Origin of the sequence: Polynucleobacter difficilis, assembly GCF_003065365.1 — a bacterium.
GTDB classification, from domain to species: domain Bacteria; phylum Pseudomonadota; class Gammaproteobacteria; order Burkholderiales; family Burkholderiaceae; genus Polynucleobacter; species Polynucleobacter difficilis.
This window is the reverse complement of sequence record NZ_CP023276.1, coordinates 660053-674369: the sequence shown is the minus strand read 5'-3', so window position 1 is coordinate 674369 and position 14317 is coordinate 660053. Positions and strand designations below refer to the sequence as shown.

Genomic DNA, 14317 nt, shown 5'->3' with positions numbered 1-14317 from the left:
ATTTAAATGACAATAATTACCGCACTGCAAAATCCATGCAGAATAGTGTAAATCCACTCGCTTTCACCCTAAGATAAGGTAATTTTAGGGTCAATTGCTCTATGGCAAACCCTTAAAATAGAGAAATCCATTTAATTTGATGAAATTTATGACAAATATTAAACAAGAAGACCTCATCCAAAGCGTTGCCGACGCCTTCCAGTACATCTCCTACTACCACCCCACCGATTTCATTCGGGCGATGGGCAAGGCCTACGAGCTGGAAAAAGGCGAGGCCGCAAAAGACGCGATTGCGCAGATTCTGACCAATAGCCGGATGTGCGCCGAAGGGCATCGTCCGCTTTGCCAAGATACGGGCATTGCCGTGGTCTTCTTAAAGGTGGGCATGAATGTGCAGTGGCCCGATGCCACCATGAGCGTCACGGACATGGTGAATGAGGGTGTGCGCCGCGCTTACCTCAATCCCGACAATATGCTGCGCGCCTCGGTCTTAACGGATCCGGCTGGCAAACGCAAAAATACGGGTGATAACACCCCTGCGGTAATTCATTATGAAATCGTCCCAGGTGATGGCATTGAAGTCATTTGCGCAGCCAAGGGTGGTGGTTCCGAGAACAAAGCCAAGATGATCATGCTCAACCCCTCCGATTCAATCGTCGACTGGGTGATGAAAACCATTCCCACCATGGGCGCTGGCTGGTGCCCTCCCGGCATTCTTGGGATTGGTATTGGTGGCACCCCTGAAAAAGCAACCTTACTGGCTAAAGAAGCCTTGATGGGCTCGGTTGATATTCAAGAGTTGATTGCCCGTGGACCACAAAACCGCGTAGAAGAATTACGCCTAGAGATTTATGAAAAAGTGAACCAGCTCGGCATTGGTGCGCAAGGCCTTGGCGGCCTCTCTACTGTCTTGGACGTCAAGATTTTGGATTACCCCACCCACGCCGCCTCACTGCCCGTTGCCATGATTCCGAATTGCGCAGCGACTCGGCACATTCACTTTCATTTGCATGGTGATGGTCCTGCCAAATTAGAGGCACCATCCCTGGCGGATTGGCCGGACGTCACCTGGACACCGGATGTTCAAAAATCCAAACGGATCGATTTGAACGCCCTGACTCCGGCCGAGGTGGCTAGCTGGAAGCCGGGCGATCGTTTGCTCCTCAACGGAAAAATCCTCACAGGGCGCGATGCTGCGCACAAACGCATTCAGGACATGCTGGCCAAAGGCGAGGAACTTCCGGTGAGCTTTAAAAATCGCGTGATCTATTACGTAGGCCCTGTTGATCCGGTACGTGACGAAGCCGTTGGTCCTGCTGGCCCCACCACTTCCACCCGCATGGATAAATTTACGGAGATGATGCTGGCCAAAACCGGTTTGATTGCGATGATTGGCAAAGCCGAACGCGGTCCGGTTGCCATTGAAGCCATTAAGAAACACCAGTCGGCGTATTTGATGGCAGTTGGCGGCGCAGCCTATTTGGTCTCCAAAGCAATTAAGACATCGAAAGTCGTTGGCTTTGCCGATTTAGGCATGGAAGCGATTTATGAATTTGATGTGCAAGACATGCCTGTGACGGTTGCAGTCGACTCGAAGGGAACATCGATGCACAACGAAGGACCAAAAGAGTGGCAAGCGCGGATTGGAAAAATCCCCGTTGTCGTCGCGTAATTTTTTAGGTCCGCATTGGCACTCATCGGGGTATTTGATTCTGGCGTAGGTGGTCTATCCATTTTGGATGAGGCCCTGCGACAGCTACCCGATCACGATTACCTGTACTTCGCTGATAGTGCCAATGCCCCTTACGGCGAGAGGTCGCCGGAGTGGATTGCGCAGCGGAGCTTATCGATATGCCAGTCTTTAGCCGATGCAGGCTGCCAAGCGATCGTCGTCGCCTGCAATACCGCTACTGCGGAAGCCATTCAGCATATTCGGGCAACGCTTCAGACCATTCCGATCATTGGGGTCGAGCCTGGAATTAAGCCAGCGGCACTGCAAAGCCAAAAAGGCCTGGTGGGTGTACTAGCGACAGAAGCCACTCTGAAGAGCGATAAGTTCAATGCCCTGCTGGGGACCCTACCAGGGGATTGCCGCTTCGTTAAACAAGCTGGCGCGGGTCTGGTGCCGTTGATTGAGTCCGGCCAATTGCACGCCCCAGAAACAACCGCCCTGCTTGCACAGCATTTACAGCCGATGCGCACTGCCGGAATTGATACGCTTGTTTTAGGCTGCACCCACTACCCTTTTTTAATGCCATTGATTCTGAATCTAATGGGATCATCGGTCTTGATTGTGGATACCAGCCAAGCAGTCGTCCGTCAGTTAGCGCGGCAATTAGAGACCCATCGCATTCCGATTGAAGTGGTGGGTAAGCGCAGCCTATTACTGCTGAGCACCGCCGATGGTGCGCGCTTGCACAGCATGGCAATGCAATTACTGCGCAGTGATTTAGCCCAATTTCACATCGAGTTCAAAACAGTGGATCCCGAGCGAGCTGAACTATGACGCCAGTGAAGTCCGGCACTCCAACACACCTGCTATTTACGCGGCAGGAGTGGATTGTGATTGCCATAGTGCTAGTGCTGCATGGCATGTTTTTTGTCAGCCTTGATCTCGGGCTCGATGTTCGAAACGATCCATCTGAAAACGAAGTGCGGGTCATGGCCAATTTAGTCGCACCCGCAACCCCTCCGGCCCCGCCTGTATCGACCCCTCCCGCACCGCAGCCAAAACCAGAAGTCAAACCTAAAACCCAGGCCAAGCCAGAGCCAAAAGCAAAAACACCCGATGCGAGCACCCCACCCTCCACCGATGCGAGCCAAGCTAAAGCGGCTGAAGCAGCCAAGGCAGCGGAGAGTCAGATGCCCAATGCAGCCGTTGCCCCGGCTAGCAGTCAGGGTACTTCGGGTACGCCAATCCAAACCGATATTGGTAAACTGGTTGTGGTTTACCAGCCCGATGCCGATCCCTACTACCCCTCATTTTCAAAGCGGGCTGGAGAGCAAGGCGAAGTGGTGGTTCGATTGATTATTGATGAAACCGGCGTTGTTGAAGAAGCAGTCTTGCTGCGCTCAAGCGGTTTTACGCGACTTGATCGCGCTGCCGAACAAATTGGCAGGCGTTACCGTTTTAAACCGTATACCGTGAATGGCAATCCCGCCCGCATTTCAACTAACCTCCTGATTAAATTTAACTTAAAGAACTAATGCAATGAATAACCCATTTGGCTTAATGAATTTATGGATGGCAGGCGATGCGGTCACGCGTTTTGTGGCTATCCTTTTATTGGTCTCATCGATCATTACCTGGGTCATTTTGATTAGCCGCTTATGGAACATCAAAACACTGCGCGCCCTCAAGCCGGAAGCCGAGCAGTTTTGGCGTGCCAGTACATTTGCGCAGGGCCTCGCTGGCTTCTCTGATCAAGCCAACAACCCGTACTTTCAGATTGCTAAAGAAGCCATGAGCGCATCGGAGCACCATCAAAGTCAAACGTCCAGTCGCCGCGAATTACTGCAAGCGCTGAACTATTCGGAGTGGATGTCGCGCAGCATTAAAAATAGTATTGATACCTGCAGTGCCCTCTTACAAAAAGGCCAGACTTTTTTGGGCTCGACTGGCTCTACTGCGCCATTCGTCGGCTTGTTTGGTACGGTTTGGGGCATTTATCACGCCCTGGTTGCGATTAGTAGCTCGGGTAGCGCACAAATCGATCAGGTTGCCGGTCCGATTGGCGAGGCCCTCATCATGACGGCCATTGGCCTAGCTGTCGCCATTCCAGCGGTGCTGGGTTTTAATGCGATTAACCGCGCCAATAAACTCATCGTTGCCGACCTCAATCGCTTTGGTAACGATTTGCTCGCCTATTTTGTTACTGGCGCTCGCGTTGAGGCAGGAGCGTAAGTATGTCGTTTAGCAATCCTACAGGCGATCAGGGCGACGACCCCCTGATGACTGAAATCAATATGACGCCCCTCGTGGACGTGATGTTGGTTCTGCTCATCATTTTCATTATTACCTTGCCCGTAATCCATCAAGCCGTGAAAGTGGATTTACCTAAAGCCAATAGCGCGCGCAATGAAACTAAGCCGGAGTCGATTCAGGTATCGATTGATGCGCGCGGCCAAATCTTTTGGAACAGTAGCCCAATTGACCTCCCTACCTTCGTTGGCTATGCAGAAAAGGCAGCGCAAAAGGAGCCACAGCCCGAAGTCAATTTACGCGCCGACAAAGAAGTGCGTTATGACTCTGTAGCGCAGGTCTTAGCTGCATCCAAACGCGCCGGCTTAACCAAGCTGGGCTTTATTACCGAGCCACAATGACTCTTCTTCGCCTCCTCGGATTTGGATTTGCCTCGGTAGTATTGATTAGCCCACAGCAGCTCTTGGCCAAAACCGAGTCCAGCATTCCAATGGTGCGGGTTGGTAACCTCCAGTGGGATCAACACGAAATGACCATTGGTGAAGTGAAACGCTTCGCTAGTCAAACCGGGTTTGTGAGTCAGGCAGAGAAAAATGGCGGCGGGACCGTGTATGAAATGGGCTTTGTGCAAAAGCCTGGCTGGACCTGGAAAACCCCCTACGGTGTCAAGGCCCAAGACCGTGAACCGGCAGTTCATCTCAATGCCCTTGAAGCAGAACAGATCTGCCGTTTTTTTGGCAAGCGCCTGCCCACGGATGAAGAGTGGGTCTCAGCTGCTTTTGTAGAGCAGCGCGCCAATCCGCCTGCCCCGTTCGTGAGCGGCAAGCGCTACCGCTTCCCCAATGGCGACAGTGCCAAGGGCTCCCATTGCCTGGATGGCGAGTGCGGCAACTACCAAGGTCTCGCGCCCAAGGGTAGTCTCTTGCGTGGCACGGGCCATGTGCTTACGGGTAGCACGGAATCTGGTGTCAATGGCCTCTTTGATATGGGCGCCAATGTGTGGGAGTGGACTTCTACAGCGGCGGGCAGTGAGCGCGTCACGCGCGGAGCCTCTTGGTGGTACGGCGCCGAACAGCAACGGGAATCGAATCGCGCCAGCAAACCACTCGATGTGAGCGTGGTCTATATTGGCTTTCGTTGCGTTAAACCGTAAACTGCACATCCGATCTTAAAAGGCGTTTTATGTCCTACCTATACCAGTATGGTCCTTATGTTTTTCTTGCGGTATGGATCTGCGTCGCACTTTACAAAACGCTGCAGAACTATCAAGCCATGAAAGCCGATCGCAGTCAGCACTTCAATTTATTCCAATTGATCGGGAATTTATTCTCGGATCTCGTCAAAAGCTTTGTGTCGCTCGTCGTCCTGAGCGTATTGGCTGCTGGGGTGCTCTACATCCTGATATTGCTATTTGAAGAAATCACCGCCTGATTGGCAATAAACACCTCGCGTACGGCTTTTGGTTTACAAAATGAGGGTGCGGTAGTGCTGAGGTGGAATGAAAACCCCAGAAATTGGGGTTTTTTGGTGCCCGAGGCCGGAATCGAACCGGCACGACTTTTTTGAGTCGGCAGATTTTAAGTCTGCTGTGTCTACCGATTTCACCACTCGGGCGCGCGCTTTTGAAGGCATTGATTTGCAGTGCAACAAAACCAAGACAGACAAGAATCCTAACACGCGGCACCCTATTTCATGAAAAAAGCCCTATCAATGGGGTTTAAAGGGTTTACCCGAGATGGAAATTTTAATTAGGTCCTTATACTTTAGAAAGTCGTTTGACCGTAGTACCTGATTGATTAAAACTAGGAGATATGAATGTCTGAAATGAAAAACCAAGCACCACGTCGTAAGTTTCTGAAAGGTGCTGCTGTCGGTACCGCTGGTGCAGCTGCCCTCAGCTTCCCAATGATTTCTAAATCGCAAGGCGTACAGAATTTACGCTTCCAGTCGACCTGGCCTGCGAAAGACATCTTCCACGAATACGCTTTAGATTTTGCTAAGAAGGTCAATGACATGACCGGTGGCGAAATGAGTATTGAAGTATTGCCAGCAGGCGCGGTTGTTCCTGCATTCGGATTGCTCGATGCCGTTTCCAAAGGTACTTTGGACGGCGGCCATGGCGTTGTTGTGTATCACTACGGTAAAAATGCTGCCTTGGCATTGTGGGGATCAGGCCCATCCTTCGGTATGGATGCCAATATGCTCCTCTCATGGCACAAATACGGCGGCGGTGCTGCCCTGTTAGATGAGCTCTACAAGGCTGTTAATGCCAACGTGAAGTCTTATGTATACGGCCCAATGCCATCACAGCCACTCGGCTGGTTCAAAAAGCCAATCGCTAAGGTAGAGGACTTGAAAGGCCTCAAGTACCGTACCGTTGGTATTTCGATTGATATGTTTACTGCCATGGGCGTTTCTGTGAACGCACTGCCAGGCGGCGAGATCATCCCTGCGATGGATCGCGGCCTGCTGGATGCAGCTGAATTCAACAACGCTTCTTCCGATCGTCAATTGGGCTTCCCAGACGTATCGAAAGTATGTATGTTGCAAAGCTATCACCAGAATGCAGAGCAGTTTGAGATTCTGTTCAACGGCACCAAGTACAACGCATTGGCACCAAAACTCCGCGCTATTTTGGATAACTGCGTCGAAGCAGCTTCTGCTGATATGTCCTGGAAAGCGATTGATCGCTACTCCAAGGCCTACGATGAAATGCAAAAGACCCAAGGCGTCAAGTTCTACAAAACCCCAGACAGCATTTTGCGTAACCAGCTCAAAGTATTCGATGAGGTTGTTGCCAAGAAATCCGCTGAAAACCCACTCTTTAAGAAGATTGTTGACTCACAAAGAGCGTTTGCCCAGCGTGCTGTGAAGTGGGACTTGGATACCAATACTCCACGTCGTATGGCTTTTGATCACTATTTCCCATCTGGCGCTAAAAAGGCCTAATTGAGGAATATTTCATAAGCTTTAGCTTTATTTCAGAAATATGGCATAAGTTTTAGGCTTAGCTTAAAATAGCGCCCAGTAGCAATATGGGGTGGTTGCGAAGGTAACCACCCCATTTTTTTTATGGTTTAAACACCTGGAGTCTCCAAAGTGCAAAAATTATTCCTAACGGTAGATCGCCTATCTACCTTCATCGGCCAGTTTTTTTCCTGGCTGGTTGTTGGCTTAACCGCCTTAATTGGCTATGAAGTGTTTAGCCGCTATGTCTTAAATAGTCCTCATGCATGGGCGTTTGACGCCATGATCATGATGTACGGCACCATGTTCATGATGGCTGGCGCGTATACCCTGTCCAAAAATGGCCACGTTCGCGGCGACATTCTCTACGGCTTTTTAAAGCCCCGCACTCAGGCGATTTTTGACCTCATTTTGTACGTCATCTTCTTTATTCCGGGGGTGATTGCCTTAGCCTATGCCGGCTACGGATTTGCTGAAGATTCCTGGCGTATCTTGGAGCACTCGTCTATTACGGCAGATGGTCCTCCTCTGTACCCTTTTAAAACCATCATTCCTTTAGCGGGCGTGATTTTGCTCTTCCAGGGGATCGTTGAAATCTTCCGTTGCGTGGTTTGTATTCAACAAGGTGAATGGCCTTCCCGCGAACAAGACGTAGAAGAGGTCGACGTGGATGCACTGAAGGCAATGGTTGGCCTTGATAAGGAGAAAACCAATGCGTAAGGAACTTTTATTTGGCTTTAGCATCATGGCCTTGGTTGTACTGGCCACGATTGTCTTACTTCCTTGGGGCAATATTGAGAGTGGTCACATGGGCCTGCTCATGCTTTCCCTTGTTGTTGTTGCGATCATGCTCGGCTTCCCTACCGCCTTTACCCTGATGGGCATGGGCATGATCTTTACCTTCATCGCGTATAGCTTTGCAGATCCCTCTTTGGCCCTCAACAACACATTGTCTCTGATGGTGCAGCGGGCGTATGCGGTGATGACCAACGACGTACTGATCTCCATTCCGCTGTTTGTATTCATGGGCTATCTGGTGGAGCGTGCCAACTTAATTGAAAAGCTGTTCCGCTCATTGCATTTGGCCTTGGTGCGCGTTCCTGGCTCCTTGGCTGTTGCCACCATCGTCACCTGCGCGATCTTTGCTACCGCGACCGGCATTGTTGGTGCCGTGGTAACACTGATGGGTCTATTAGCCTTCCCAGCCATGCTCAAGGCAGGCTATGACACCCGCGTATCGGCTGGCTGTATTACAGCTGGTGGTTGCTTGGGTATTTTGATTCCGCCCTCAGTATTGTTAATTGTCTATGGCGCAACCGCCGGTGTTTCGGTGGTGCAACTTTATGCCGGTGCATTTTTCCCCGGAATTATGTTGGCTGGCCTGTACATCGGCTACGTCATTATTTTGGCTAAATTCAAGCCAAAACTCATGCCGCCACTGTCGATCGAAGAGCGCAAAGTCCCATTGCCAATGAGCTACACCGAGCTGGGCGAAAAAATTAGTCAGAAAGTGATTCCAGCCATTTTGATTGGCCTAAAAGGCAAACGTAATTTACATGTACGCCCTGCTGAATTACTTCAGTCTCTGATGATTGCGCTATTGCCACTCTTGGTTTTTGCGATCTTTACCGGTTCGATTTACAAGGTAGTCACCGCCCCTGTGGAAGCTGTTGCTGGCATGGAATTAATGCAGATGGGTGATGGCGGTAGTGGTGCTGCTGAAGAAGAGTCAAGCAGCGGCCTATCCTTACCTCCTGGTGCTGAAAAGGCCGATAGCGGTGGTTTGTCATTGCCCCCTGGCGCAGAAGAAGACAAGGCAGCGGCAGCTCCGGTAATGAGTGCGGATGAAGCTAAAGCTGCGGAAGCAGCGGCTGCGGCTGCGGCAGCAAAAGCGCTCGAGCCGCGCGATGCACCGACCTGGTTCTGGGTCATGACTGCGATCTTTGCGGCCATGCTAGCCATTTATTACATGCTGCTTACTTGGGTTCGATTAGAAATCTTCAAGATGCTCTTGGGCTCCTTCTTCCCATTAGCTGTATTGATTTTGTTTGTACTTGGTTCGATTGTGTTTGGTCTTGCTACACCAACTGAAGCAGCAGCGATTGGAGCAATTGGCGGAGTCATATTGGCTGCTGCCTATAAGCAGCTCAATATGCGCGTGATTCGGGAGTCGGTGTTCTTAACGGCCAAAACCGGGGCGATGGTCTGCTGGCTGTTCGTAGGCTCGTCGATCTTCTCGGCTGCATTTGCCCTGCTCGGCGGTCAAACTTTGGTTGAAAAGTGGGTCTTGTCTCTGGGCCTGAGCCCAATGGAGTTTTTGATTCTGGCTCAGGTCATTATTTTCTTCCTGGGCTGGCCACTCGAGTGGACCGAGATCATCGTGATCTTCATGCCAATCTTCGTTCCCTTGCTCGACGACTTTGGTATCAACCCATTGTTCTTCGGCCTACTAGTTGCGCTGAATCTGCAAACCGCATTCTTATCGCCACCCGTAGCGATGTCAGCCTTCTACCTCAAAGGGGTCTCACCTCCACACGTGACCTTGAATCAAATTTTTGCGGGTATGCTGCCATTCATGGGCATTCAGATTCTGGCAATTGTGTTGCTCTATACCTTTCCTGCCATTGGTTTGTGGCTTCCGGAAGTGCTTTACAAGTAATTACCAGCATCCTCATGAGAACCCCGCGCAAGCGGGGTTTTTTATTGGTCAGGTCAAATGCAATCAAGAGCACTTAGAATAGAACCATGGTGACAACAGCACGGCGCAGCCCTCTCGTATTACGTATCCTCAAATGGATTGCATTGGGTTTGGCTGGCGTGATGATCGTGATTGCGTGCCTTGTTTTAATCTACCTCATCTCGACCCAAAATAGTCCTTCTGGTAGCCAGAAGATGCAGGGTCTGAATGATGCAGTAAGCATTGGTTTTGATCCCAGCGATATTCCCCACATCAAAGCGGCTACTGCGAGCGATGCCTTATTTGCACTTGGGTATTTGCATGCAACCGAGCGCTCGTGGCAAATGGAAATCAACCGCAGATTGGCGGCGGGCCGTTTATCTGAAATCCTTGGTGAAGACACCCTAAAAATTGATCGCTTCATTCGTACCGTTGGAGTTAAGCATAGTGCTGAGCGGCAGTATGAGCGCTACCCAGTCGAGGCTAAACGCCTTCTGCAAGCCTATGCCGATGGTGTGAATGCAGGCAATGCCAAATTGGGCTGGGCCCTTCCAGTGGAATACTTTTTGACTGGCTCCAAGCCTGGCCATTGGTCGCCAACCGATAGCGTTGCCTGGATGCTGATGATGGCTATGGATTTGGGTGGGAACTGGCAAAAAGAATTGCAGCGTTTGGAGCTATCGCGTGATTTAACGACGGACCAAATTTGGGAAGTACTGCCACCGTATACGCAAGGCAATCCGGTTACTAAGATGGACTTTGCAGCCCTATATAAAAACATGGGCATTTTTGCCAACACCGATGCCAGTAAGACCATCAAACCTCTAGGCATTCAGGATGTGCGGCAGCCAGATACGAAACAAGATCAATTATTGCGTGCACTCTTACCGGGCGGCATCGAGGGTATTGGCTCGAATAATTGGGCGCTTAGCGGCAAGCGCACGGTCAGTGGTAAGCCACTATTGGCCAACGATCCGCACTTGGGTTTATCGGCCCCGGCACTCTGGTACTTTGCGCGCCTGGAAGCCCCAGGAATCAATGTCATCGGCGCCACCCTACCCGGAATACCGGCAGTCGTGCTTGGCAGAACCGATAGCATTGCTTGGAGCTTTACGAACACCGGACCTGATGTACAAGACCTCTTCATCGAGGAACTCAATCCCGCCAATCCCGGGCAATACCGCACCCCCGATGGCATGGCTGCGTTTTTAGTCCGCGAAGAAGTGATTGAGATTAAAAATAAACCTGCGCATCGTTTCATTGTCAAACAGAGTCGCCACGGGCCCATCATTTCTGAATCCTATGATCGGGCTAAAAATTTAATCAATACCGATCGCTTTGCTTTGGCCTTACGCTGGACTGCACTTGACCTTGATAATCAATCGGTGATCGGCTTACTCGAGATGAATCGCGCTACAAATTTAGAGGCGTTCAAAAAAGCATTGCGCAAAAACTATGCCCCCATGCAAAACGTGGTGATGGCCGATACCACTGGCAATATTGCATTTCAGGCGGCTGGGGTTGCCCCGAAACGCACCCTCCATCAAGGCCTCTACGGGCTTGCGCCAGCCCCTGGCTGGGATAAGCAATACGACTGGCAAGACTATATTCCATTTGATCAATTGCCTGCCCTCGATAATCCCGAGCAAGGCTGGATTGCGACTGCCAATCAACAAATTTTGGCTGCCAATAATCCCAACCCACTGACAGGCGATTGGGAACTGCCATTTCGGTATGAGCGCATTACCGCTTTACTGCAAGCAAAGCCGCAGCATGACCTTGCCTCAATGCGTACCATGCAGGGCGATACGCTCTCACTGGCAGCAACGCCGCTACTCCCCCTCTTTAATGCAACGCAGTCTACCCATTCCAGCGCATCAGCAGCCCAAGCCATCATTGCGGGATTTGATGGCGATATGCGCAAGGACAGCAGTGGCGCCCTCCTCTTTAATGCGTGGGTAGATCAACTTACGCGCCATTTGTTTTCACGCCTAGGGGATTATTTTTCGTTTGAGTATGGCAAGCGCCATTTTAGAAACGCCTTACTCGAGCAGCTATCCAACCCGAATAGTCTCTGGTGCGACTCACCCAAAACAGAAGGTGTCGAGAACTGCGCGCAAGCGTCACAACAGGCACTGGATAAAGCACTGGAATACCTTAACGCACATTACGGTAGCGACCCAAGCAATTGGAAATGGGGAAATGCGCACATCGCCATATCGGAACACCGTCCCTTTAGTCGGGTTCCGTTTTTAAATCGGGCATTTAACATCACGGCGCCGTTTCCGGGCGATGGCTTTACGATCAATGTAGGAAGGCCCGAGCTCGGCAAACACAAAAACCCGTTTGAGACCAAGCAAGCAGCAAGCCTGCGAACTGTATTTGATTTAGCCGACTTAGAGCAATCCACCTTCATCTATCAAACCGGGCAATCGGGCTGGGTCCAAAGCAAGCTCTACCGCAACCTCAACCCCTTATGGGCAGACAATCAAGCGCTGCCACTGCAAATGAAACCCACTACGATTCAGCGCCAACTCGAGCTCAGACCAAAGTAGGTCTAATGGGGTTTAAAATGGAAAAGTACACTTATTGAGGGGTTTTACGATGAAAAGATGGATAGCGATCGCAGTCTGCATGACCGTCCTACCAATTTCAAGCGCCTTCGCTGCTTGGCAAGAAATTGGTTCAAACGAACAGTCGACAGTCTCCCTTGACATTAGCACCCTCAAAAGAGATGGCGATAGAGCGCAAATGATGTCCATGCTGGACTTTATTAAGCCCGGCATCGACCCTAAAACAAAAGAGCCGATTCGCTCCATCATTGGTCTAAATGAGTATCTCTGCGAAAAAGCCCAATACCGCCCTATTGAGTACAAAGTCTTTTCTGGAAACAAGGGTGAAGGCAAGGTAGTAGCCGATGTCAAATCCCCTGACAGTCCGTTTGAAGCGATCACCAGCGGCTCCTGGGCTGCGGGAGTCTACAGCATTGCCTGCCGAGCCAAATAAGCAGAGCCCCTTTCCGCAATATTGCCGCTGCATTGCATGGCATAGCCTGACCTACACCCTCATTATTGGCTGCAGTATTTTCTTTTTATCGGGCTGCGCCCTACCCTTAGCGGCCATTGGTAGCGCAGGAACTGGCGCAGCCAGCGCCGTCGGGGGCACTGTGGCTACAGCAGCAGTAGCCAATCCCAGCACCGCAGTGAGCGTCGCCTCAACCGTGACTACCGGTAAATCCCCTTTAGAGCATGCCGCTTCACAAGCTACTAAAAAAGAATGTAATTTTTTAAATCTACTCGGTCCTAAGCCAGTTTGCCAAGAGTTTGTAATGCCACCCATCATGGATCACAGCCAAGAAATGGTGGGGATTGCAGATCGACCAAGCTCACTGCCAACACCGGCATCGGGTAGATAAAATACCTACCTAATTTTTTTCATTTTCTTTTTCTTTTGATTACTTTTAAATATTTTCACTATGCCAGAGCAAAACATCAACCTCACATTAACATGTCAAAATCGCCCCGGCATTGTTGCTGCCGTTGCCAGCTATATTTTTGAGGCAGGCGGCGACATTCAAGAGGCGCAGCAGTTCGACGATAAAGACTCAGGGCGCTTTTTTATGCGCGTCAGCTTCAGTTGCGATGCGAGCGTCGATTTAGAGGGGCTACGCTCTGGCTTTAAGCCCATCGTCGAGCGCTTTCAGCTCTCTTGGGAGTTGCGCTCTACCGCCGTACTCAAACGCGTTTTAATCATGGCCTCTAAGCTAGATCATTGTTTGGTCGACTTGCTGTACCGCTGGCGTATTGGCGAATTGCCGATGATTATTGCTGGCATTGTGTCGAATCACCCCCGCTCGGTCTATGCCAGCATTGATTTTGCTGATATTCCATTTCATTACCTACCGGTCACCCCGGAAACAAAAAGCGTACAAGAAGCAAAGCTACTGAGCATCGTTGAAGATGCCAAAGTAGACATGGTGATTTTGGCGCGTTACATGCAAATTCTGTCGGATGATTTATCGGCCAAGCTATCGGGTCGCTGCATTAATGTGCACCACTCCTTTTTGCCCAGCTTTAAGGGCGCAAAACCCTACCATCAGGCACATGCCCGCGGCATTAAGCTGATTGGGGCAACATCCCATTTTGTCACGAGCGATCTGGACGAAGGTCCCATCATCGAGCAAGACGTAACCCGCATTAGCCATAGCGATAGCGCAGAAGATTTGGTGCGCAAAGGCCGTGATTTAGAACGTCAAGTATTGTCGCGCGCGCTGCGCTACTACCTGAATGACCGGGTCTTAATTAACGGCAATAAATCCGTTGTATTTGCGGATTAATTCTTCGCAAGAGGACTGCTTAATGCCCTGAGAGGGGCTTTAACAGTCCACGCAAATCATTGTGGTCTAGGGTGTGCATTAGCTCCAGCAATTCACCCAATTCACCCTTCGGAAAGCCTTTGCGGGCAAACCAAGATAGGTAATCTCCCGGCAATTCGGAAAGGATGCGGCCAGCATACTTGCCATACGGCATTTTCATGCGAACGAGCTTTTCAAGGGATTCTGGGGTCACTGTGGTGCAGAGGGAGGGGGAATTGGGGTGGCTGATGGGGTTCGAACCCACGACAACTGGAATCACAATCCAGGACTCTACCGCTGAGCTACAGCCACCGTAGAAGAAATGAGATTATAGCTTTTTGTCGGCTTTTAGCCAAAATTTGCCGGTCGGCCAATGCGCAGGCAATTTGAGCTGGTT

At 50.7% G+C, this 14317-nt stretch carries 15 protein-coding genes and 2 tRNA genes; 14 read left to right on the top strand and 3 right to left on the bottom strand.

Annotated features, from left to right (window positions below):
* Positions 1-148 precede the first annotated feature (148 nt).
* The 7 genes from AOC34_RS03475 to AOC34_RS03445 are packed head-to-tail and all read left to right on the top strand — an operon-like array spanning position 149 to position 5353.
* Complete coding sequence (locus tag AOC34_RS03475) at positions 149-1672, top strand: fumarate hydratase (protein ID WP_108470026.1); 1524 nt, start codon at positions 149-151, stop codon at positions 1670-1672.
* A gap of 15 nt (positions 1673-1687) precedes the next feature.
* Positions 1688-2506 (top strand): glutamate racemase, encoded by an 819-nt coding sequence (gene murI / locus AOC34_RS03470; protein ID WP_108468789.1) that lies wholly within the window; start codon positions 1688-1690, stop codon positions 2504-2506.
* Positions 2503-3207 carry an energy transducer TonB gene (locus tag AOC34_RS03465; protein ID WP_108468788.1) on the top strand — a complete coding sequence of 235 codons (705 nt, stop codon included), beginning with the start codon at positions 2503-2505 and terminating at the stop codon, positions 3205-3207. The genes murI and AOC34_RS03465 overlap by 4 nt, the downstream gene beginning before the upstream one ends.
* Before the next feature lie 4 nt (positions 3208-3211).
* Positions 3212-3904, top strand: coding sequence for a MotA/TolQ/ExbB proton channel family protein (locus AOC34_RS03460; protein ID WP_108468787.1), 693 nt, complete (start codon positions 3212-3214; stop codon positions 3902-3904).
* Positions 3905-3906: 2 nt separating this feature from the next.
* The gene (locus AOC34_RS03455) at positions 3907-4323 is read left to right on the top strand and encodes an ExbD/TolR family protein (protein WP_108468786.1); all 417 of its coding nucleotides are present in this window, start codon (positions 3907-3909) and stop codon (positions 4321-4323) included.
* Entirely contained in the window at positions 4320-5075 is a 756-nt protein-coding gene (locus tag AOC34_RS03450; protein WP_108468785.1) for a formylglycine-generating enzyme family protein, read from the top strand. The genes AOC34_RS03455 and AOC34_RS03450 overlap by 4 nt, the downstream gene beginning before the upstream one ends.
* Before the next feature lie 29 nt (positions 5076-5104).
* Positions 5105-5353 carry a hypothetical protein gene (locus AOC34_RS03445; RefSeq protein ID WP_108468784.1) on the top strand — a complete coding sequence of 83 codons (249 nt, stop codon included), beginning with the start codon at positions 5105-5107 and terminating at the stop codon, positions 5351-5353.
* Between the two features lie 94 nt (positions 5354-5447).
* Here the strand turns inward: AOC34_RS03445 and AOC34_RS03440 are convergent.
* A tRNA-Leu gene (locus AOC34_RS03440) sits at positions 5448-5536 on the bottom strand.
* A gap of 201 nt (positions 5537-5737) precedes the next feature.
* On the opposite strand from AOC34_RS03440, the gene AOC34_RS03435 reads away from it, so the two are divergent.
* The 7 genes from AOC34_RS03435 to purU all read left to right on the top strand — a co-directional run bounded on the left by AOC34_RS03435 (position 5738) and on the right by purU (position 13902).
* Complete coding sequence (locus AOC34_RS03435) at positions 5738-6871, top strand: TRAP transporter substrate-binding protein (protein WP_108468783.1); 1134 nt, start codon at positions 5738-5740, stop codon at positions 6869-6871.
* Positions 6872-7021: 150 nt separating this feature from the next.
* Positions 7022-7609, top strand: coding sequence for a TRAP transporter small permease subunit (locus AOC34_RS03430; protein WP_108468782.1), 588 nt, complete (start codon positions 7022-7024; stop codon positions 7607-7609).
* The gene (locus AOC34_RS03425; RefSeq protein ID WP_108468781.1) at positions 7602-9548 is read left to right on the top strand and encodes a TRAP transporter large permease; all 1947 of its coding nucleotides are present in this window, start codon (positions 7602-7604) and stop codon (positions 9546-9548) included. Before AOC34_RS03430 ends, AOC34_RS03425 begins: the two co-directional genes overlap by 8 nt.
* An 86-nt stretch (positions 9549-9634) precedes the next feature.
* Positions 9635-12121, top strand: coding sequence for a penicillin acylase family protein (locus tag AOC34_RS03420; protein WP_108468780.1), 2487 nt, complete (start codon positions 9635-9637; stop codon positions 12119-12121).
* 79 nt (positions 12122-12200) lie between these two features.
* A complete protein-coding gene (locus AOC34_RS03415; RefSeq protein WP_234408146.1) occupies positions 12201-12572 on the top strand; it encodes a surface-adhesin E family protein in 372 nt (123 codons plus the stop codon).
* Positions 12484-12981 carry a hypothetical protein gene (locus AOC34_RS03410; protein ID WP_159074803.1) on the top strand — a complete coding sequence of 166 codons (498 nt, stop codon included), beginning with the start codon at positions 12484-12486 and terminating at the stop codon, positions 12979-12981. The genes AOC34_RS03415 and AOC34_RS03410 overlap by 89 nt, the downstream gene beginning before the upstream one ends.
* Positions 12982-13041: 60 nt before the next feature.
* Positions 13042-13902: a formyltetrahydrofolate deformylase gene (gene purU / locus AOC34_RS03405; RefSeq protein ID WP_108468777.1), complete on the top strand. Its 861-nt coding sequence runs from the start codon at positions 13042-13044 to the stop codon at positions 13900-13902.
* Between the two features lie 19 nt (positions 13903-13921).
* On the opposite strand, the gene AOC34_RS03400 is transcribed toward purU, so the two are convergent.
* Both AOC34_RS03400 and AOC34_RS03395 read right to left on the bottom strand, forming a co-directional pair.
* Positions 13922-14134 carry a DUF3820 family protein gene (locus AOC34_RS03400; RefSeq protein WP_108468776.1) on the bottom strand — a complete coding sequence of 71 codons (213 nt, stop codon included), beginning with the start codon at positions 14132-14134 and terminating at the stop codon, positions 13922-13924.
* Positions 14135-14157: 23 nt separating this feature from the next.
* Positions 14158-14232, bottom strand: a tRNA-His gene (locus AOC34_RS03395).
* Positions 14233-14317: the final 85 nt, after the last annotated feature.